This window comes from Peribacillus sp. 05N428 (assembly GCF_056397085.1).
Genome location: NZ_JBFTMS010000056.1, coordinates 25,432 through 46,034 on the forward strand (window position 1 = coordinate 25,432; position 20,603 = coordinate 46,034).

A 20,603-nucleotide genomic window follows, 5' to 3' on the forward strand; every position below is an offset into this window, starting at 1 on the left:
CCAYSCGTTCCTTAAGCTTCTACAGAAWTAGATGCCTTTTTACATTCWATTTCCATATACAAGGATATTATTTCAACTTTATCACCGGATTTTGTGTAAAKCTTCATTTTTTGCAATCTCTTTATTTTGTCTTTCATTWCAAACATACTAACCAATTTAACTTTCATCAAACAGATGATATCCTKGGAACCAAACAGATTGAATCGTTGGYTCCMAGGATATTAACATTGTATATTAACTGGATGGCAGGWAGACCTCCAATGAATACCATACGGACCCTATCTGATGAGACTAGAAGTTAMTTCTATATCATYCAGCACATTAACAGCCGCTTGGGCTACTCGTATATCCTCCTCGACYGAGCCGCCGCTTACGCCAATTGCCCCAATAATTCGGCCTTTTTTRYGTAAAGGAATGCCTCCGCCGAACACGACAACCCGTCCATTATTGGTTGTATTAATACCGTAAAGTTCWTTTCCCATTCCKGCTGCCTGAGCTAAGTCTGCTGTGGGCATTTTCATTGCTACTGARGTCCAGGCTTTGTTTTGGGCAATATCCACACTGACCAATAAAGCATCATCCATTCGATGGCAGGCTATGAAGTTCCCTCCTTCATCCACAATGCTAATGACCATAGGGACTTCGATTTCGTTTGCTACCTTTTCAGCACCCTCAATTAGYTTTTTTGCTAATTCTAAATTAATCTGCTCCATATTTTTCATCCTTTCCTATTAAAAAGATTAAGGGTAAGCCTTTGATTAGACGAGCCGCGTTCTTTCCTAATCTGCGCCCGTTTTGAAGGCTGTCCTGTAAATAGGGTTCTTCTGGTTTCAATTTTTCGTGATGTAAACATAAATCGCCATTTTGTTCAATSCCTATACCAACTTGCAAAGGGGATATAGATGCTGCTTCCCACCCTAGTTCTATAAAACTACTTGYTTTGTTCCCCTCTTGAAGTAAGAATGGAACCCCTTCTTCTTCCAAGCCCGCACACACTTCTTGAATTTGTCTAGKGGAAAGTGCGCTGTTATATAAAATTGTAATGTATACGTCTCGTTTATTCATTTGAATACCTCATGCCTGATAGAGGATAAGACCAAACCGGTTGCCACCGCATTTCTTGGGCCTTCTGTACCRCGAATATTGGCAAAACCGGCAACGATACCATAYTTACCTAGTTCTTCTGTCAACATTTGTGGAATTTCAAAGTCAAGTGCCGATCCCCCCACCATGACAACAAAGGACAAGTGTTTTAAATTGCCTGTTGGGATTACTCGCTTAAGCGCACGCAGAGCATTCGTTAAAAATACTCTTCGCTTGGCGCTGCGGCGTATTTCCCTGACCTTTTCCATGGATACCTTGGTTGATAATGGCGTGAGATCTTTTTCTTCCCGAATGACTACTTTTCCRAAGGTRTACGGAGGAAAAGGCTCTTCAGAAAATAACATTGTYCCRTCTTCTAGTTGCATATGGAACAAGCTCARCACTTTTCCTAAAGGGAATTTTTTTATTTTTTCAGCTAGTTCCTTGTCTCTCAATGCGAGTTCAGAATTAATCAGCATCGTTACCATGTCTCCTGCACCAGCCAAGTGGCTTGAGATGATGTTGCCGGATTCATTCATCATGGCAGCATCGGTTGAGCCACCGCCCATATCGAGAATGACAATTGGTTTTCTCGTGCCGGGAGTCGTTAAGGCCCCGCGSATGGCCATTTCCGCTTCAACTCCTCCCACTTCAACCTCGATGCCCATTTCTTTTTCCAATAAAGAAGCCACTTTTTGGACCGGCACTTTATCTGTTTTGACCATGGAGGCTAATGCGACGCCACTTTCCATGGAAAGCTCACCCGCCATGGAACCGCTAATGGAGGTCGGGATTACCGCATCAACCGCTAGAAGATCTGAGATGGTAATTTCAAGGGGTRATTGTCCGGTGAGTTGAGCTAAATCATGACGGAGCCCGTTAAACATCCCTCCGACATTAGTTCCTGTTTCTCCCTTGACGTCTATCAGCGTTTCCAGTTTTTCATACTTTTTCATAATGGATTCTGCCCCATCGTTAATGGATACTTCTAGCTGCCGGTTGTTTGTCCCWATTAACATGAATCGTCCCGCTTCTATTTTCCGTTCAACGACTTCCCCCTGCGGTGTCCGGATTACTACGGCMGAACGGTTGCCAACTAATGCTTTAGCGACTAAAGCAATTTGTAWCGTCTGGTCCGRATCCAACTGAAAGACAGTAGAGAGCCCGTATGGATTACTTAATGTTCGAATGACATGACCTGGTAAAGCAACTTCAATCGCGGCCAACTTTAAAAGAGGAACTTTWTCAATCAACGCRACCTCATCGACGATAGGAATTTTTTTGTACAGTCGATTGTGTATTAACACCCCATCATCCTTTTGTACAATTGCCCCGGTAACAGAAATYCCTACGCTKTTTGCCTGATTTAGRCGGTGAGCCACCCATTCATAATCAAATAAATTAGGRATCACGGCGATATAATCCTGCTCTTTTTCTTCGACGTTCAACAATTGATCGATTAAAACCGTTGTCCCAACACCTAAACCGGCTCCGCCTGGGGTATCCGGATTATGGCCAATCATGGACGATTCCGTGATAATCGTTTCGCTAATAAGATCCATSGCCAAATCGCCAATGACTGGCACAGCATCATTCAATCTRATAAGATCAATATCYTTCAACTCAATATCTGCTTTTTTGACCGCTTCCTGCAAAGCAAGACGGATGCCCTTCACRTTATCAGTCGTWCCTTTAATACCCGTAGTTTTGACTAAATGTTGGGAAAGAAAATAWGCATGGTCCTCCTCCACACACGCGATTGCCACTTCAGTGGATGAATTGCCGATATCKACACCGGCTAAAATTTTTTTGACCACWCCTTTAGTCCTCATTYTTCTTTAATCTTCCGCGTCTTTCGTACACATTTGCCGCTTCACGGATTAATTCTGCGTTTTCTGTCGCTTCGTATTCTTCTTCTAATTCATCGGCAATCGCTAAAAGCTCTTCTTTCGTAGAACGGTTCGGGCGCAAAGCATTATAGATTTCTAGTATACGGGCATCAGATATTTTGATCATTTCAGMTGCTCGGCGAAAATTTTTCGCGAGTTGTGTTCTTCCTAAACTKTCACTAATGTTTGCATGCATTTCAAGCGTTTTGGGGCTGATACGTAAATCRGCTCCTGTTATCTCTCCTTTTAAAGCAGCATCCAATGTTAAATCGTTGTAAGCCTGTTCTCTAGGTGTAAACAATAAATCCGGCCTTTTTRAACCTAGTGGATAGTCTTCTTTTGTKAGAAATTCTRTTKTTTCTTTCATTGTATTTTCCATRTTCATCCCCCTATTCTTTTATGAAAAATTCGGCTTTCAATTCAACTGGCTTCTGTTCTGGAACCAGTGACTGACACTCTTTTAAATAAAGCAAGGCAGCKGCMGCCTGATATTTAGGACGTGTCATTTCGTCATTTACTACCAGTACTGGATTAGGGCTTTCCCCTAACGCATACATGGCAGCATTCCGTCCAATCTCCCGGTACATGTCTAACGTAATGACTGGAGATTGAGGGAATAATTCAAGRTTACTTAGCGGATCCAAATCGCGCTGGTGGATTACAATCGTTCCCCTCGACTGCAAGCCAATGCTGATACCTGAACCACTTATTTGGGCTGCTCYATGCGCCATAAAAGCTAAGTCAGCYGTTCGCAAGCTACGAATCACCCGRGGAACGGCTCCCTGCTCTTCAATTCCAGATAGGATTTCACGCAGAACCAAAGCGTGATCAACTTTCACGATTGTTTTATTCATCTCTTTTCCAAAAGCTGGGCCTAWGGCTACTATCACTTCTSTTGCRTTCGTTCCTTTYGCTGGCGTCCCAATTYCTGTTAATTTCATTTCAATAGAAAAYGTTGGTACCGTCATGTTGCTCCCTCCTTTAATCAAAGTCTTTCGGACTGATAGCTTGACGAATGTTTTTGATTTCTTCCCATCTTTCCGGACTAAGGCGATAGCCCGTTCCAGGTCCTTTATARTCATTTTCATCATTGACCGCACTTATCACCACATTATCCTTATTGATAATGGCTGATGTATGCAAATAGTCACCAGCWACCCTTTGTTTTAACAAATCGAAAATCCGYTCAGCTGTTTGTCGATATCCGCGTTTCGCTAAAATAAGCGCGATGTCAAATCCTGAAATCCCATCCTGTAAAATCTGCTCRGCCGACTTTAAGTCCTCTACCACRTTTCTTKTCGRCATATCTTCGCTACTGTTGGCATAAGTGGCAGCTTCCACTTCTTCATCTGTAATGACCGGGAATCCTAGCTCATCAAAAATAGCTTGCAACGCTTTCGCCGCTTGATAACGGACTTTGATTACCTCTTCTTCGCTTACTGGTTTTAAACCGCCGTCCACCATCATGTCGCGCTGAAGAATCAAGTAATCATCCAGATCGCTGGAATCCATATTTGATCCTGCAAACATATCCTCGTTGTTCGGTACAGCACTAAATCCAGCAAAGATAAAATCTGTACCAGGTAGCATTTGGCACAGCATTTTAGCGCTACGTCGGATTTCCGAATGGGAAAACGTTTGGTCRTTTCCTGATGCTACTTCCATATCAAACAAGGTAGTCGCCAAATTTTCTGCTAASACGGCGCGGATTCCGCTCGGTACWGAGGCTGGTATACCAATACAACTAATGGAACCATTTTGTAGCCCTTGCACGCCTGCTCCCTTGGCCATCATCACGCAGCGAATTTCTAAATAGAGCATKGATTTYCCTTCWGCTCCGGCCATTTGCACTTCTGAACCTGTACCTGATGTAAAGCGCATTTTAGCACCGCGTGAAGCATATGCAGAGGCTAAAAATGATTTRGACCATGGGGTATCATCTCCGTCCATGAACACAGACTCTGTGCCATAAATTGAAATGGTTTCAGCGTAAGACGTTAATCCAAGCATGGCTAAACGAAGTTCTGTCGCTTCTTCTAATGAATCCTGTGTTAAGATTCCTCCTCTYGCGGTTTGGGAACCRACGAGTAATGCTAACGCATTGAAGGGGGCATAACGAACAACTCCAACAGTTGTTTCCTGTTCATCAAATCCGTAAACTCCCGCTTCTGCAGCRTCCGCCGCCATGAGGACAGGATTATCACGCACGTTCGTGACATGACATTGGTTGGACGGCGTTTTTCTTGCCCKCATCTTTTGTAAAGCCATCATCATTTCCACGACATTCATATGATTAAGTACTTCCAACACTTTTGCTGGCGTGAGTCCTTTTGACAGCTCTACGATTTCTGAACGAGGGACATTAATATCCACAAGTTTTCGGGCAATTTCCAAGCTGTCAAGAGCCATGATTTTTTCCGTTACGCTTGCATCAATCGTATAATCGGCAATAAACTGGTCGAGCATATCGAAGTCTTCTCGTCTTTTTTCATCCAATTCTACAATCGTGCCMTTTTCTACTTTGATAGAAGGCTTTGGATCATTAGGACCTGTCATTGCAACAAATCCCATTTCTGGCCATTCTTTGACAAATCCATCTTTATTCACGGGTCTTTCTTCTAAAATCTCAAATCGTTTTGAACGCAGCATAAGAAATATCCCTCTTTCTATCATGCTGGATTCAATGCCCCCAGTTAACGTACCAAAGGAAACACCGAGTGCTGCGACAACCAGCCCTACGGCTAATGGAAAGAATGCTTTTGAAGGAGCAAATGAACTTCGTTCATCAATAAAGGCAAATAGAGCGGAGATTAAAAAAGCAGTCATGGTCATCTCAACTTTTGCCGCTTGAAAATGATTGAGATAGGGGGCAGGGAAGGTAGAAATGATACTTGCCAAAGGTTGACTTTCGGCACTCCCACGATGATTTCGTTTGTGGCTTCATAGTGAAGAAAATCATTGTGAAAGAGCCCATAGACTAAGGCAGCCCCTGTAAAGGTACCTGCTATTTGTGCGAACATATAAGGGATTACCTTTGCCCAAGAGAACTTGTGATAAATGGCGAGCGATAAGGTGACAGCTGGGTTAATGTGCGCTCCCGAAATCGCTGCGGTTAAATAAAGAGCCAAACTCACCGCTATTCCCCCAAAATGGCTAAACCCCAAATCGTGTATTGGGCTTCATTTAAGACAAGAGCAGCGACACAGCCAGCACCAAAGAAAATCAGAATAAAGCAGCCAATAAACTCGGCGATTGATTCCCTTTTTAATGCTTTTATGGGACACACCTTCTTTCCATTTTTTAAAAGTCACCTCCATGAAGCGATGGGGCGTATCCTTGTTTCTTTCCATTGGAAGTTTGTTGCTCAACTAACTGGCAAGGAGCCTACGTACTGCTAACGTAATAGGTTGAATATTTTCTTTTGACTATAACCTCCTCTTTTTTACTTTGATAAACTTATTATAATTTTCTGAATTTTAAATGTCCCTAGACATAACTTACATGTCTTAGCACTTTTTCTACTTTTTAAATCAAAGAATTTTATTAGTACCTAACTAGACATGTGTATATGGACCACTTTAAAAAAGTCAATGGAATGCCAAAAGGTAATATCCCTATTGACGGTTGACTTAAAGCTTGATATCATAAACCAACTAAACCAATAGGAATAAACAAAATTACCGACCAGACAACTGGAGGCTCCCTTATTATCTTAGGATATGGGTGCCTTTTTGTTTACTCATTGAAAGGAGGAATGAAAGGCAAAATGGAAAACGAATTCTTTGAAAAGAAAAAGTGGGTGGTTCGTTTTATTTCTTTTATAAGCGTTACTATGCTTTTTGTTATTTGGTTCGTTGTGACAAACCTTGGATGGGTGAACTCATATTTTATACCTCAGCCTCAGGTTGTTTGGTCGTCTTTTATTGTATTAATTACGGAAGGGTACAAAGGAGCTTCTCTGCTCACACACATTTCAAATAGTTTATTTCGACTTTTTACAGCTTTAATATTTGCTTTTTTTACAGCTATACCGTTGGGTCTCTTATGTGGATATTCAAGATACATTAGAGCAGTTTTTGATCCTATTATCGAATTTTACCGACCGCTGCCTCCTTTGGCATATTACGCGCTGCTGGTTCTATGGCTCGGCATTGAAGACGAATCAAAAATCGCACTTTTATACTTAAGCGCCTTTGCTCCTTTATTTATTGCTACAGTTGCGTCCGTTCAAAAGCTACCAGTCGATCGTATAAACGCAGCTCTTTCACTTGGCGCCCAAAAACGAAATATTCTCCTGCATATTATTTTACCCTCATGCCAACCGGATATTTTAACGGGTCTGCGGACTGCGATTGGGATTACATACGCAACGCTTGTTGCGGCAGAGATGGTCGCAGCTACAAGCGGCATCGGCTGGATGGTTTTAGATGCTAGTAAATATTTGAGAAGTGACATTGTTTTTGTCGGGATTATTATCATGGGGGTTATCGCCATCTTATTAGACGTCTTGATCCGACTTTATCAATCAAAACGTTTTACATGGGTAGGCAAATAAAAAAAGCATTGGGAAATGGAGATTCAAAAAATGGGAAATATAAACAGAAAAGTTTTGGTATCATTAACACTTTTATTCGCCCTAATCTTTGTTGCTGCTTGCTCTAACGAGAACTCAGTCTATACTGCGAATAATCAGTCTTCAAAATCTAATTTTGAAAAAGCACCTAAAAAAATTGTACTGGGGTATCAAGTCTCACCAAGTGGAGAACTGCTCGCTAAGGCTCTTGGCCTCCTGGAAAAAAATACCCAGACATAAAGGTTGAATGGGTGAAATTTGATTCTGGACGCGATGTAAATAACGCCATTGCTAGTGGCAGTATCGATTTTGGGCTTGTCGGCACTCCTCCAGCCGCAATCGGTATTGCAAGTAAAATGCCTTACAAAATATATTATCTTCATGACATCATTGGTGAAAGCGAAGCACTTGTGGTAAAAACGGACTCTGGCATTCAAACTTTAAGTGATTTGAAAGGAAAGAAAATCGCAACAACATTCAGTTCCACCTCACATTACAGCTTGCTAGGTGCATTGAAAAAAGAAGGAATTGACCCTTTAAAAGAAAATATTACTTTGCTAGATATGCAACCACCTGATATCTATGCTGCTTGGCAACGCGGAGATATTGATGGGGCCTACATTTGGCAGCCAATTCAGTCAAAACTGATTTCGGAAAAAGGAAAAATCATTACAAATTCTAATAAGTTGGCAGAACAAGGTGTTCTTACAGCTGAACTCGGTATCGTGCGTAACGATTATGCAGAAAATTACCCTTCCATTGTAAATGGCTATGTAGATGTATTGGATGAAGCAGTCAAATACTATAACGAAAAGCCAGTAGAGTCAGCTGAACTTCTGTCAAAAGAATTGGGTCTTACACCAGAAGAAAGCTTGGTTACCATGAAACAAATCGTATGGCTGGATGCCTCAAAACAACTAGAATACTTCGATGGACCACTTGCAGAAACACTTAAAGAAACAGCTGATTACCTGGTTGAACAAAAAGCGATTCCTAATGCCCCTGATTTGGAGGAGTATAAAAAATCCCTACTTCAGGCTCCGCATCAATAAGTATAGAAGGGATGAGATTCAACATGGAACGTTCAACCGTTGTGTCGTATGAACAAATTGCGCCTGAACAAGTGCAGGAAAATAAGATTATTGAAGTAAAAGATGTCGTGTTACAGTATTCCTCAAAATTGGTACCAGTTCTTCAAGATATTCAATTTAATTTGCATCACTATGAATTTGTCTGCATTCTCGGGCCGTCAGGCTGCGGCAAGTCTTCCTTATTAAATATTATGGCCGGATTTCAAAAAACCTCCTCCGGGGGTGTGTTTTTGAATGGGAAAAAGTACTCTAAGCCGACTGCGGACGTAGGCGTTGTGTTCCAGCATCCTAATTTGTTTCCATGGATGACGATAAAAAACAACGTAGGGTTTGGGTTGAAAATGAAGGGCATATCGAAAGAAAAAATCGAAAAATTAGTCAACTACTATTTGGATCTTGTAGATCTACAATCATCAAAAAACCTTCTTCCTCACCAATTGTCAGGAGGAATGAAGCAAAGAGCAGCGATTGCACGCACACTCGCTGCAGATCCCCAAGCTGTTTTAATGGATGAACCTTTCAGCGCATTAGATGCCTTAACTCGTGAGAAAATGCAGCATCACCTCTTGTCTATTTGGCGAAAAACAAAAAAGAGTATTTTTTTTATTACACATGACGTTGATGAAGCACTTCTTTTAGGAACCAGAATATTAGTGATGCAACCGAATCCGGGCCGCATCACAATCGATTTTCAAAATCCGTTAATAAAAAGCAGTGAAAAATCGGCCGACTTTAAAACAGAAAAATTTCAGGAATTAAGAACATACTTAATTAAAGAAATAAAACATAGTGGAAAGGATGAATATAATGACAAAAGTTTCAAAAGCTTTTCCAAGGCCACTCCATTTTGAAGCTAGAGAAGATAAGGCAGGACCAAAACAACTCACAAGAAATATCGATAACGATATTAGCCACTATTCCCTATTTACGATTCAGCCTCTAAATCCAGTTATCGGGGCCATCATTGAGGGAGTCGATTTATCGAAGCCACTCACACAAAAATTAAAGGAGGAAATAAACGAGGCACTTCTAGAATGGAAAGTCCTTTTCTTTAAAAATCAAAAGATTACATCTGAAGAGCAAATTACTTTTGCCCAAAATTTTGGCGAACTTGAAGTCCATCCATTTTATAAATCACCGGAAAACCGATCAGATAAAGTAATTCAGTTTGACAGAAATAAAAAACAAGAAGGGTATGAAAACATTTGGCATTCTGATGTATCATTCCGAGAACAACCCGCTAAAGCAGCGGTTCTTCGATTGATTGACGTCCCTCCTGTCGGCGGGGATACATTATGGGCAGATATGGGAGTTGCATATGATAATTTACCGGATGATGTGAAGACACGCATCGATCAGCTAAAAGCTCTTCACGATTTCACTCCTGCGTTTAGTCATTTAATGAGTGCTGAAGAACTTTTAGAAAAACAGGAAAAATTCCCTCCCGTGGCACATCCGATTGTTAGGAGGCACCCAGAAACTGGGAGAAAAACCCTTTTCGTCAACCCTTCGTTTACGACGGGGATTATTGGGCTGGAGGAAGCAGAAAGTGAAGAATTACTACTCCTTTTATTCCGTCAGACACATATTCCTGAATATCAAGTGCGTTTCCATTGGGAGGTCAATACAGTCGCTTTCTGGGATAATCGTGCTACCCAACATTATGCCGTATCTGATTATTTCCCGTATAATCGAAAAGCAGAGCGTGTAACCATCAAAGGAGACCGTCCATACTGATTATAAAGAACGAATGAAGTTTTCATTAATTCTTCATTTGTTCTTTGTTTGCCATTTTAAAAAAGGAGCCAATATTATGAGCTGGTTTTTTCTAATATTAGGTGTATTTGCCGAAATCATTGGCACTACTTCTATGAAACTTTCAGAGGGATTCACCAAGCTGCTTCCTTCTATTTCAATCTTTGTTTTTTACGGGGTAAGTCTCTCGCTTGTGACCCTGTCACTGAAAAAGATTGATGTCAGCGTGGCTTACGCTGTCTGGTCTGGTGTTGGTACGGCTACAATATCCGTAATTGGGCTAATTTACTTCAAAGAACAACTTTCTCTTATTAAAATTCTTTCAATTGCACTTATTATACTTGGTGTTATAGGTTTGAATTTTAGCGGGAGTGTTCATGCAGAAACTGTGAAGAACGATTAGCTCAGAATTATATTAGAACATTTCAAACTATTGGGTGTCTATGGTTTATCTACCATTCTGATCATTTCATGCACTATTTTTACAGTTAAACTTCAGCTCCCGGATGAAATGAAGAAAAACATTATTATAATGAGAACAAATTGAATAAGTAATATAAAGGCACATGATTACAAGCGATAAATAATAATATCTAGATTTTATTATTAATCTTAACAAATGTGCCTAAGTCTTCTAATCGCTGATCCTTTAACCGTTGCTGAGAAATGTAACAGTTTCCAGCTTCAGGTTCGTTGAGATAAAGTTGGTTTATTCTGGCCAGACATCGAGTTTATTAATGCTCTGGGTAGCTATATTCATTCAAGCTATTGGCGGTGGGTGGACGTTTTTCAAACTACTTTAAGGCTAGCTAGTTCGTTACCGAAACCTGAAGAACGCCCACGAGTTATTTCGGCTTTTTATTTATGCGCCTACTCTGGATTTATTGTTCCGATTATTGGGGTCGGAGTACTTACTCAATTTTTTAATTTGAATTTTTCATTAATTTTGCTTTAATTTATTGCTGCACTATCATTATTTACGTATTGATCTATTCAATCAAATTTAATCGTTCTTATTCTAATGTAACATTTCAGAACAATTGAACATTGCGTTGATTAATTTGAAAAACATTAATTACATGGAGTAAAAATGATATTTTTTGCATTAGATTTAACTGAACATGTGACTTTGGTTCCAACTTTTAGTGTTCCTGATGATCTTTATAATCGAGTGCGTATACATTTTAGTGAAAAAGACTATGTAAATCTTGTTATTTTGATAATCAAATTATTAGTTGGAATCGACTCTCCATTTAGCAGCAAAATAAGAAATTTTTATCCCTATTTAAGTATAAATCTTTAGGAATCAATGCGCGTTTGTAAATTAAGTATTAAAAGGGTGATACATATTAATCATGTAACACCCTTTTTTATGAACTTTTTACAATTTAGGACAATTCCCTAAATAATGTCCTAATCATAACGGAGTTTCCAAATAAAGGTGAATAACTAATCTGCCCCGTTAGTTAATTAAGGGTGACTTTTTCACTTTAAATTGAATGTAGATTATGTAAAAAATCGTACATTCAAATCGTGTAGCCAATTGACGGCCACACCCTATAAGTTAAATAGTATGTAGATTATTTTGTGTTATCAAGAGATGTCTTCGCAGATACGATTTACGATCCATTTCTACTCTTTTTTGATAAATAGCATACTACCTTACTTTTTGTAAAATGAGCATTCTTGAAAAATCCACATATCCCCTAATAGCTTGTCCTATACAAGATAATTTTACAGACATATCTTGTTAAAGAGGACAAGGGGAGCGCGATTGCTACTATGAGCAGTTGCTTTTTTACTAGGCAGATTATGTAAACAATGAAGAAACCCAGCTAATCTTCTGATGTGAAGGTAGCTGGGTCTTTAAAGTTTGATATGCAAAATAACGCTTAAAATATACGCAAATTATCGGTCAAAGTGACAGGACGAATTGAAGTGTTTTTTCAAGTCTCTAGAACTTGTAACTTTTAGACACGTTCGTAAATGTACATAACAACCAGCGAACGTCCGTAAACTCAAACAGACTTTTTCGAACGACTTATATCGTACAATTCAATATAAAAACGAACCGTTCGCAAATGTCTACTTTTACGAACGGGTTAATAAGGAGAAGATGGGTTATTAAACTTGTTCATGATGACGTAAGAGCAAAAATATTCTATATATGAGCAATTTTTTTGTTACTCTCATAAGAACGATCTATCATTCCCACTTTTATTAGTTTTTTAAATTCCGAAACAACGTTTTCTACCGTAAAACCAAATTCTTCAATCAATTTTTCACCCGGTGCTGATGCGCCATACCGATCGATGGAGAGTACTGCGCCATCAACGCCTGTGTAACGGTGCCATCCGAGTGAAGCCCCCATTTCAATGGCTAACCGAATTTTTATATCCGGTGAAATTACACTTTGTTTATACTCATCAGACTGTTTTTCAAACCGATCCCAGCTTGGCATACTAACAACAGAAACGTTAATACCTTCTTGTGCTAGTTTAGATTGAGCTTCAACGGCAAGAGCCACTTCTGAACCAGTTGCAAGTAGCAACCCAACTACCGCTTCTTTTGCTTCGGATAAAACATAGGCTCCGCACTTTACACCTTCATACGCCTGATCACCTGTTACAAGTGTCGGTAAATCTTGACGTGTTAGGACAAGCGCTATCGGTTCATCAATACTTTCAAGCGCCAGCCTCCAAGCAGCCACTGTTTCATTACCTTCAGCAGGACGAATAACGGACAGTCCTGGTATTGCCCGTAATGATGCCAATTGTTCGACAGGCTCATGTGTCGGCCCGTCTTCTCCAACTGCAATACTGTCATGTGTGAAGACATACGCCACTGGCAGTTTCATTAATGCTGCCATGCGAATCGCTGGACGCAAGTAATCGGAAAAAACGAAGAACGTTGCACCAAACGCTTTAACACCACCATGAAGAGCCATTCCGTTTAATGCCGCCCCCATCGCAAATTCACGAACACCAAACCAAATATTCCGGCCGCTGTAATCTGCAGAGCTGAAATCCCCAGAATTTTCCAGGCTTGTTTTGTTGGACGAAGCAAGGTCAGCCGAACCCCCAAACAAAGCCGGCACCTTTTGGGCAAGTGCATTTAATGCCGCGCCACTTGATGTCCGTGTGGCAAGCTTATCTTTGCCTACTTCGTATTCAGGCAAGGAATCACTCCAGCTTTCAGGAAGTACACCACTAATCGCTTCACCAAATTGCTTCTCGAGTTCAGGATACGCCTGTTTATACTTAGCGCAAAGTTCATTCCATTCCTGTTCTTTTTCTGCACTCGTGTCTTTTAACTTAGCAAAGAAAGCTTTCACTTCATCCGGTATATAAAAGTCCTCTTCATAGCTCCATTGATAGTATTCTTTCACAAGCCTTACTTCATCTTTTCCAAGTGGTGCTCCGTGAGAATCCGATTTCCCACCTTTATTTGGGGAACCATAACCGATCACTGTTTTCACTTCAATTAACGTTGGCTGATGTTCATTTTCTTTCGCTTCCGTAATCGCCTTCGTAATAGATTCGGTATCATTACCGTCCTCCACGCGTATAACCTGCCATCCGTATGCTTTAAAACGGTCGGCTGCATTTTCACTAAATGACATATTCAAGTCGCCATCTAGTGATATATCATTCGAGTCGTATAAAACGATTAAGCGTCCAAGCTTCAAATGACCTGCTAGTGATGCCGCTTCCGCTGAGACGCCTTCCATTAAATCACCGTCGCCGCAAATACTGTATGTGTAATGATCCACAATATTGAAAGAATCACGGTTGTAGACCGCTGCCAAATGACGCTCTGCTATTGCCATTCCGACTGCCATCGCAATTCCCTGGCCGAGTGGTCCTGTCGTTGCATCTACCCCGGGGGTTTGACCATACTCTGGATGCCCAGGGGTTTTACTTCCCCACTGGCGGAACTTTTTTAAATCATCGAGTGACACATCAAAACCTGTCAAATGTAGTAAGCTGTATAAAAGCATCGAGCCGTGGCCTGCAGATAAAACAAAACGGTCACGGTTAAACCAATTAGGATTATCCGGATTGTAGTTCATAAACTGAGACCACAGTGTAAATGCCATAGGAGCAGCACCCATCGGCATACCTGGGTGGCCTGACTTCGACTGTTCTATTGCATCAATAGAAAGCGTTCGAATTGCATTAATAGATAATTGTTCAATATAAAGTACAGTAGTCATGTTTGTTCCTCCACTTTCAAGTAAATAGGACCTCGTGGCGTGCTTCTATAAACTGCGACTGTTTCGCTGTCGCAACAAAAGAGTGTGTTGTCATCGCATTGTTTCTTTTTTGGCGGACTCCTTTTAACAAAGGGCCGTCTGTAATGCCTGTTGCTACAAAAAAGCAGTCATTTGACTTCACAATGTCATCCATCGTCAACACAGCACGAGGATTGGAAAGTCCCATCTTTATACAACGTGCCAGTTCCTTTTCAGATTCGGGAACAAGTCGCCCTTGGAAATCACCGCCAAGGCACTTCAGTGCAACGGCAGCAATCACACCCTCTGGTGCACCGCCGGTTCCCACAAGAATATCTACATCCAGTTCATCAACCGCTGTAGCAACTGCTCCAGTAATATCAACATCTGAAAATAATCGGACTTTTGCCCCAAGGTTAAAGACTTGTTTCATTAAATGATCGTGGCGCGGACGTTCCTGCATCATGACTGTCAGTTCACTTAAATCCTTCCCTAGCGCTTTTGCGACGGACTTCATGTTTGCTGTTAGAGAAGCATTTATATTTATACAGCCTTTTGCTTTAGGACCGACTGCAATTTTTTCCATGTACATATCCGGCGCATGTAAAAGGGTTCCATGTTTAGCAACCGCAATAACTGCCAGTGAATTATCTTGTCCTTTTGAAACAAGGGTTGTTCCCTCCACTGGATCAACCGCAATATCTACTTGTGGTCCAGTGCCGGCACCAAGCTTCTCACCAATATACAGCATCGGCGCTTCATCCATTTCTCCTTCGCCAATAACAATCAAAGCATTCATATTTATGCGGTTCATCTCTTCGCGCATTGCTGTCGTTCCGGCTCCGTCCGCTCCAATTTTATTTCCTTTTCCGATCCAAGGATATGCCGCAATCGCCGCTTTTTGGGCAACAACTAAAAAGTCACCGGCCAGTGATTGAACACTATCTTTTTGCTTAATGTTCACATTAGACAACTAGAGTCAACCTCCTAATATTCATAGTTGTGTATATTTATTCATTAATAGGTAAAAATTTACCCACATCGATATAAAAGTCAAAATAATTAAATTATTGTTGACGTGCGGGTGAATTTTTTTATCCGATGTGATATATTTTCAAACTGTTTGAGCCGATTTAATGGTTGTTAAAAATGTGTTAAGAATCATGTAAGAAGATGTTGCACCAGGATCCATTGTACCAAGTGAACGTTCACCAAGACGGCTTGAACGTCCGCGCTTAGAAATCATTTCTTTTGTTGACTCCATCCCTTGCTCTGCCGCTTTAACCGCTTCCGTAAAGGAAGCAACAAAGTCATTCGTTTGTGCAAAATTCGATTGTAAACTTTCAAGTGCCGGCTGCAGTGTATCAATCATCGTTTTATCACCAACCTCCGCTTTGCCGCGTTCCTTAATCCCTTGCACAAAGGCTACCCAGAAATCCTTTAATTCTTCATCACCAAGTTCCAATTTCCCTTGAAATGCTTTAGCACCTCTCATAAAACCAGTTGCATAAAGAGGACCCACAGAAGAACCGACAGCACTTAAAAACGTGCGACCTATTAAAATACTGATTTTAGCGATATCCTTCTCGTCTTTCAGTTCGCCATCTAGTTTTTCGTTAACAGCCTGCCATCCAATGGACATAGTGACACCATGATCACCGTCACCCAGCTTCCGGTCTAATTCACACAAATAATCTTTTTGTTCTTCAATCATTGTTACAACGTTTTTCAAAAAGGTTTTGAAGTCTTCAGCTGTTACCTTCATCGCAAGTTCCTCCTTATTTTTGGACGTACATTGGGCAGTCTGCAGGATGGTCTACAAACTCGGCCAATTCTTCATCTAATTTTGTAATGGTGACAGACGCACCACCCATTTCAAGAGACGTGCTATAGCTGCCTACATATGAACGGTGTATTTCAATGCCTTTTCCACTTAAAATTTGCTCTACACGTCTAAACATTATGTAAAGTTCCATGTTTGTTGTTGAACCTAAACCGTTTATAAGAACAGCTACCTTTTCTCCTGACTCAACTGGCATGTCAGCCAAAATATCATGAATGAGGCGATCAACTACTTGATCAGCGGGCTGCAAGTCACCTTTTTCGATCCCTGGTTCACCGTGATGACCAAGACCGATTTCCATTTCATTGTCAGCAAGTTCAAAGCTAGGTTTTCCTGTCTGTGGTAGTGAGCAAGGTGTTAAGCCGACTCCCATTGTACGTGTGTAATCGTTTGCTTTTTGAGCCACACGTACCACATCATCCAAATTATATCCTTTATCCGCTGCCGCACCTGCTGCCTTAGTGACGAAAAATTCGCCTGCGATCCCTCTGCGTTTTTCTTTTTCTTCTTTTGGTGCAGAAGCTACATCATCTGTTACAAGCACGGAACCAACTCGGATACCGCTTTCAAGATCAGCCAGTTCTGCTGCCATGCCGAAGTTCATTACGTCTCCAGCATAGTTACCATATACATAAATAACGCCATTTCCTTTATCAATGGCTTTCGTCGCTTCCAAAATGGGATCTGGTGGCGGAGAAGCAAAAATATTTCCTACGGCTACACCGTCAGCCATGCCATCACCCACATACCCCATAAATGCAGGTTCGTGGCCCGATCCACCGCCAATGAGGACGCCTACTTTTCTGTCATTTGTTTCCTTCGCCGTAACAAGTGCACGGTCATTTTCAACTAATTTTCTTACATGTTTCGGATATGCTTTTACATATCCTTCAATCATTTCCTCTACAACTCTCGTTGGATTATTGATGAGCTTTTTCATGCTTTGCTACAGCTCCTTTCAAAAAGTCTTGCTCTTTGTCCATTATTTGCTTAACTTTTCTTGCTGAGTTGCCGCCAGGGAATTCAGACTCTAAGTACACTTTCACTACATTTTTAGCTGGTTCAATTCCGATAACCTTTGCACCCATTGTTAACACTTGTGCGTCATTACTTTTTTGTGCACGTTCGGCTGAGTATGTATCATGGCAAAGAGCTGCACGAATACCTGGTACTTTACCTGCCGCAATCGCCATTCCGATACCTGTACCACAAACTAATATGGCACGATCTAATTTTTGTTCATTAATGTCATTAGCAACCTGGAAAGCTACGCCAGGATAATCAATTTCTGTACATGAATCTTCAGAACCGTAATCAACAACCTCGTGTCCCAATTCTTTAATATACTCTTTCAAACTATCTTTCATATCAAAAGCATTATGATCAGAACCTAACCCAATTTTCATTATACAACGCCCTTTCATTATTTTCCTGTTTTATTGTCATTATTCTTATTTTTATTTTTTCATTCGATAATAAAAAAGTCAATATTTATTATCATTTATTTTTATTTATTTTCATTTAATGAAATTTCAATAAAAATTGAGAACATCTTTTAAAAGATGTTCTCATCGTTTGTTCATTGAACAGCTTGCACGATAGAGGACTTGTCCAGTGTTTTTGTTTCTTCTTTTTTAGGCAATGTAACAAATTTCATTATAAAAGCACTCAATAAATATAGTCCTGTATATATCCAAATTACGCCTACTGTTCCGACACTCCCAATGAAAAGACCGACAAGGGCCGGGCCAACAAATGTACTCAGACCAGCACCCAGGTTCAAAATAGACATTGCAGCTCCACGGTTTTCTGGGGCAAGTGATGGAATCAATGCAGAAAGAGGCACGTATGCAGCAAGACATGCACCGAAACAAATTGCGACAAGTGTTGTCACCATATAATTTGCTCCCATAAAGGAAGGAATATAATAAAGTGCCGCTGTGAATACAGCACATCCTACACCACCAAACCACATAACTGTGTTACGCCAGCCTAATTTATCTCCAATAATCCCCCATATTAAGTTGAAAATAACATTACTAGACCATAATGCACCATAAATCTGCAACCATTCAGTCCTAGTAAACCCAACTTCCATCATATATGCCGGAAGAAACACAACAAATCCGTATGCCCCTGCCGTATTAATTGTACGAACGATGCCACCCAGTCCGACTTTTGGACGCTCAAATGCAATAGTGATCCCTTTTGAAATATATTTAAGTGCTTCCGCTTTAGAATGAAATTTCATTCTATTACTTCCATCATCTTTGTTTAACAAAATTGCAATTAAAGCTCCAAGTGTTACAAATACAAGTGCACTCCAAAGCGTTTTCATTTCTCCTAGATAAGAAAGCGCAAAACTGGAGTAATAAGCTCCCAGTACATTCAATCCTCCTGCAAATGACACCCAGAACCAGCCGACTGCAGTTCCTAGTCTTTCTGCAGGCGCGTAATATGTCAGCCAAACGAGGAAAGAATATGCAAATAATGGGTAACCCAGTCCACGAAGTGAATACGTAGGAATCATAACAGCTAGATTCATTGTCGGAAGACCCACTGTTAAAAAAACGAGTGTTCCTGCTATAAATAGTGCCACCCCAATCGACATGGCTTTGCGGGGACCTAATACTTCAGCGAGTACGCCAGAAAACCAGGCTGCAATTGCAACAGAGAAACCATATACACTAAATAGAAGAGCAGATTGCTGAACAGTTAAACCATTATCAATTAAATAGGAGGATAGCCATCCTAATTCCAAGCCGTCACCCATCATAAACAGCAAAACACCAATATATCCCATGGCCATTTTGGAATCCATCCCAAGTTTGCCTAAAAGTCCTTGATTCATCGTTTTCCTCCTCTTTATTCGTGTTTATTTACAGAAATAGGTTCCAAACAAAGCAGGAACCTATTCGTTAATTAATAGTTTTATAGATTTGGGTTTAGGACGACTTTTAATGACTCTTTTCCACTTTTCACAAGTTGGAATCCTTTTTCAAATTCTTCAAGTGGAAGTTCATGTGTGACAACCCCTTCTGTAGGAAGGTCACCGTTTGCAATGCCTTTAATAACAGGCTCATAGCAGTATGGACCAAGGTGAGAACCGAGTACATCAAGTTCTTTCCTGTCACTGATAATGCTCCAGTCTACTGTTACAGGTTCTTTAAATACGCTGAATTCAACGAAACGGCCCAGTTTACGAATCATATTCAACCCTTGTTCAACTGATTTTTGTGCACCAGTCGCTTCAATATAGATGTCGCAGCCATAGCCGTCTGTCAGCTTTTTTATAATCGCATTCACATCGTCTTTTGCCGGATTTAATACCATATCCGCACCGAATTGTTTCGCCATTTCTAAACGCTCTTCAAAAAGGTCAAGAACAATTAGTTTGCCCGGTCCTGATTTTTTGATTGCACCGATCATGCCAAGTCCAAGTGTTCCAGCCCCTGCAAGTACAACAACATCACCAAGTTGAATTTGTGCACGCTCTACAGCATGATACGAGCATGCATAAGGTTCAATCAAAATTGCTTTTTCTATTGGAAGATTTTCCGGCACTTTATAATTAATCGCTTCTTTCGTAAATTTCATATATTCAGCCATTCCGCCGTTTACATTCTCCTGGAAACCGTACAAGTCATGTTTTTCACACATCCAGTATTGGCCGCGTTTACAGAAGCGGCAGTCCCAGCAAGGAACAATCTGTTCCGATATAATACGGTCACCAATTTTAAAGTCGCCTTTGACGCCCTCACCAAGTGAGACAACATGACCGATAAATTCATGACCTGGAATCATTGGCGCTTTAATGTATGCTGGCTGTTGATCGTCTCCCCAAAAGCTTGGTGCTCCGTCAAACGCTTTCAAGTCTCCGGCACAAATGCCGCATGCTTCTACTTTAACTAAAATTTCACCTTCTCCAATTTGCGGAACAGGGACTTCTTCAAGGCGATAATCACCAGGGGAATATGCCACAACCGCTTTCATTGTTGTAGGGATTGTTTGATTATTATTTTCTTGAATTGCTGTTGTATGATTTTTGAACATGCTACATCTCTCCTCATATTATGTTGATTTTCTCACAGATAACGCTTACATTTTCGACTAAAAAATACAAATTTTCAGTCTT

General features: G+C 40.7%; 20 protein-coding genes and 1 pseudogene. 7 read left to right on the forward strand and 14 right to left on the reverse strand.

Features of this window, described 5'->3' with window-relative positions:
- Positions 1 to 278 precede the first annotated feature (278 nt).
- From AC1DIV_RS27100 to AC1DIV_RS27130, 7 genes are read right to left on the reverse strand one after another with little or no spacing between them, the layout of a single operon-like run.
- Positions 279 to 713, reverse strand: a complete 435-nt coding sequence (locus tag AC1DIV_RS27100) for a GlcG/HbpS family heme-binding protein (RefSeq protein WP_477577821.1) — start codon at positions 711 to 713, stop codon at positions 279 to 281.
- Positions 700 to 1,065, reverse strand: coding sequence for a glycerol dehydratase reactivase beta/small subunit family protein (locus AC1DIV_RS27105; protein WP_477577822.1), 366 nt, complete (start codon positions 1,063 to 1,065; stop codon positions 700 to 702). Before AC1DIV_RS27105 ends, AC1DIV_RS27100 begins: the two co-directional genes overlap by 14 nt.
- Positions 1,062 to 2,900: a diol dehydratase reactivase subunit alpha gene (locus tag AC1DIV_RS27110; RefSeq protein ID WP_477577823.1), complete on the reverse strand. Its 1,839-nt coding sequence runs from the start codon at positions 2,898 to 2,900 to the stop codon at positions 1,062 to 1,064. Before AC1DIV_RS27110 ends, AC1DIV_RS27105 begins: the two co-directional genes overlap by 4 nt.
- A gap of 4 nt (positions 2,901 to 2,904) precedes the next feature.
- Positions 2,905 to 3,351 carry a diol dehydratase small subunit gene (locus AC1DIV_RS27115; protein WP_477577824.1) on the reverse strand — a complete coding sequence of 149 codons (447 nt, stop codon included), beginning with the start codon at positions 3,349 to 3,351 and terminating at the stop codon, positions 2,905 to 2,907.
- Positions 3,352 to 3,361: 10 nt separating this feature from the next.
- Positions 3,362 to 3,940 (reverse strand): propanediol/glycerol family dehydratase medium subunit, encoded by a 579-nt coding sequence (locus tag AC1DIV_RS27120; protein ID WP_477577825.1) that lies wholly within the window; start codon positions 3,938 to 3,940, stop codon positions 3,362 to 3,364.
- Between the two features lie 13 nt (positions 3,941 to 3,953).
- Positions 3,954 to 5,798 carry a propanediol/glycerol family dehydratase large subunit gene (locus AC1DIV_RS27125; protein WP_477577826.1) on the reverse strand — a complete coding sequence of 615 codons (1,845 nt, stop codon included), beginning with the start codon at positions 5,796 to 5,798 and terminating at the stop codon, positions 3,954 to 3,956.
- 2 nt (positions 5,799 to 5,800) lie between these two features.
- Positions 5,801 to 6,106, reverse strand: coding sequence for an aquaporin (locus tag AC1DIV_RS27130; protein ID WP_477577827.1), 306 nt, complete (start codon positions 6,104 to 6,106; stop codon positions 5,801 to 5,803).
- Between the two features lie 620 nt (positions 6,107 to 6,726).
- Here AC1DIV_RS27130 and AC1DIV_RS27135 point away from each other — a divergent pair.
- The 7 genes and pseudogenes from AC1DIV_RS27135 to AC1DIV_RS27165 form a co-directional block, all read left to right on the forward strand.
- On the forward strand, positions 6,727 to 7,527 hold the full coding sequence (locus tag AC1DIV_RS27135; RefSeq protein ID WP_477577828.1) for an ABC transporter permease subunit: 801 nt from the start codon (positions 6,727 to 6,729) through the stop codon (positions 7,525 to 7,527).
- A 30-nt stretch (positions 7,528 to 7,557) separates the two neighbouring features.
- A complete protein-coding gene (locus AC1DIV_RS27140; RefSeq protein ID WP_477577829.1) occupies positions 7,558 to 7,785 on the forward strand; it encodes a hypothetical protein in 228 nt (75 codons plus the stop codon).
- Between the two features lie 11 nt (positions 7,786 to 7,796).
- A complete protein-coding gene (locus tag AC1DIV_RS27145; RefSeq protein WP_477577830.1) occupies positions 7,797 to 8,597 on the forward strand; it encodes a taurine ABC transporter substrate-binding protein in 801 nt (266 codons plus the stop codon).
- Positions 8,598 to 8,620: 23 nt separating this feature from the next.
- A complete protein-coding gene (locus AC1DIV_RS27150) occupies positions 8,621 to 9,487 on the forward strand; it encodes an ABC transporter ATP-binding protein (RefSeq protein ID WP_477577831.1) in 867 nt (288 codons plus the stop codon).
- On the forward strand, positions 9,444 to 10,373 hold the full coding sequence (locus tag AC1DIV_RS27155; protein ID WP_477577832.1) for a TauD/TfdA dioxygenase family protein: 930 nt from the start codon (positions 9,444 to 9,446) through the stop codon (positions 10,371 to 10,373). The genes AC1DIV_RS27150 and AC1DIV_RS27155 overlap by 44 nt, the downstream gene beginning before the upstream one ends.
- Before the next feature lie 76 nt (positions 10,374 to 10,449).
- A complete protein-coding gene (locus AC1DIV_RS27160) occupies positions 10,450 to 10,794 on the forward strand; it encodes a DMT family transporter (RefSeq protein ID WP_477577833.1) in 345 nt (114 codons plus the stop codon).
- 699 nt (positions 10,795 to 11,493) lie between these two features.
- Positions 11,494 to 11,648, forward strand: a pseudogene (locus AC1DIV_RS27165) (carboxymuconolactone decarboxylase family protein); the annotation flags it as partial.
- Positions 11,649 to 12,552: 904 nt separating this feature from the next.
- Here AC1DIV_RS27165 and tkt read toward each other — a convergent pair.
- From tkt to AC1DIV_RS27200, 7 genes are all read right to left on the reverse strand, one after another.
- Positions 12,553 to 14,607 carry a transketolase gene (tkt, locus tag AC1DIV_RS27170; protein ID WP_477577834.1) on the reverse strand — a complete coding sequence of 685 codons (2,055 nt, stop codon included), beginning with the start codon at positions 14,605 to 14,607 and terminating at the stop codon, positions 12,553 to 12,555.
- Positions 14,608 to 14,623: 16 nt separating this feature from the next.
- Positions 14,624 to 15,598, reverse strand: coding sequence for a class II fructose-bisphosphatase (gene glpX / locus AC1DIV_RS27175; RefSeq protein ID WP_477577835.1), 975 nt, complete (start codon positions 15,596 to 15,598; stop codon positions 14,624 to 14,626).
- A 141-nt stretch (positions 15,599 to 15,739) separates the two neighbouring features.
- Entirely contained in the window at positions 15,740 to 16,390 is a 651-nt protein-coding gene (dhaL, locus tag AC1DIV_RS27180; protein ID WP_477577836.1) for a dihydroxyacetone kinase subunit DhaL, read from the reverse strand.
- 13 nt (positions 16,391 to 16,403) lie between these two features.
- A complete protein-coding gene (locus AC1DIV_RS27185; RefSeq protein WP_477577837.1) occupies positions 16,404 to 17,408 on the reverse strand; it encodes a dihydroxyacetone kinase subunit DhaK in 1,005 nt (334 codons plus the stop codon).
- The gene (gene rpiB / locus AC1DIV_RS27190) at positions 17,389 to 17,874 is read right to left on the reverse strand and encodes a ribose 5-phosphate isomerase B (protein ID WP_054396694.1); all 486 of its coding nucleotides are present in this window, start codon (positions 17,872 to 17,874) and stop codon (positions 17,389 to 17,391) included. The genes AC1DIV_RS27185 and rpiB overlap by 20 nt, the downstream gene beginning before the upstream one ends.
- 173 nt (positions 17,875 to 18,047) lie before the next feature.
- Complete coding sequence (locus tag AC1DIV_RS27195) at positions 18,048 to 19,319, reverse strand: MFS transporter (RefSeq protein WP_477577838.1); 1,272 nt, start codon at positions 19,317 to 19,319, stop codon at positions 18,048 to 18,050.
- Between the two features lie 80 nt (positions 19,320 to 19,399).
- Positions 19,400 to 20,521 carry an MDR/zinc-dependent alcohol dehydrogenase-like family protein gene (locus AC1DIV_RS27200; RefSeq protein ID WP_328138826.1) on the reverse strand — a complete coding sequence of 374 codons (1,122 nt, stop codon included), beginning with the start codon at positions 20,519 to 20,521 and terminating at the stop codon, positions 19,400 to 19,402.
- Positions 20,522 to 20,603 lie beyond the last annotated feature (82 nt).

Bases quoted from the DNA above. Each gene is read 5' to 3' on its own strand.
- rpiB (WP_054396694.1), bottom strand. From the start codon at position 17,874: ATGAAAATTGGGTTAGGTTCTGATCATAATGCTTTTGATATGAAAGAT.
- AC1DIV_RS27155 (WP_477577832.1), top strand. From the start codon at position 9,444: ATGACAAAAGTTTCAAAAGCTTTTCCAAGGCCACTCCATTTTGAAGCT.
- AC1DIV_RS27195 (WP_477577838.1), bottom strand. From the start codon at position 19,319: ATGAATCAAGGACTTTTAGGCAAACTTGGGATGGATTCCAAAATGGCC.
- AC1DIV_RS27185 (WP_477577837.1), bottom strand. From the start codon at position 17,408: ATGAAAAAGCTCATCAATAATCCAACGAGAGTTGTAGAGGAAATGATT.
- dhaL (WP_477577836.1), bottom strand. From the start codon at position 16,390: ATGAAGGTAACAGCTGAAGACTTCAAAACCTTTTTGAAAAACGTTGTA.
- AC1DIV_RS27160 (WP_477577833.1), top strand. From the start codon at position 10,450: ATGAGCTGGTTTTTTCTAATATTAGGTGTATTTGCCGAAATCATTGGC.
- AC1DIV_RS27200 (WP_328138826.1), bottom strand. From the start codon at position 20,521: ATGTTCAAAAATCATACAACAGCAATTCAAGAAAATAATAATCAAACA.
- AC1DIV_RS27135 (WP_477577828.1), top strand. From the start codon at position 6,727: ATGAAAGGCAAAATGGAAAACGAATTCTTTGAAAAGAAAAAGTGGGTG.
- AC1DIV_RS27150 (WP_477577831.1), top strand. From the start codon at position 8,621: ATGGAACGTTCAACCGTTGTGTCGTATGAACAAATTGCGCCTGAACAA.
- AC1DIV_RS27140 (WP_477577829.1), top strand. From the start codon at position 7,558: ATGGGAAATATAAACAGAAAAGTTTTGGTATCATTAACACTTTTATTC.
- tkt (WP_477577834.1), bottom strand. From the start codon at position 14,607: ATGACTACTGTACTTTATATTGAACAATTATCTATTAATGCAATTCGA.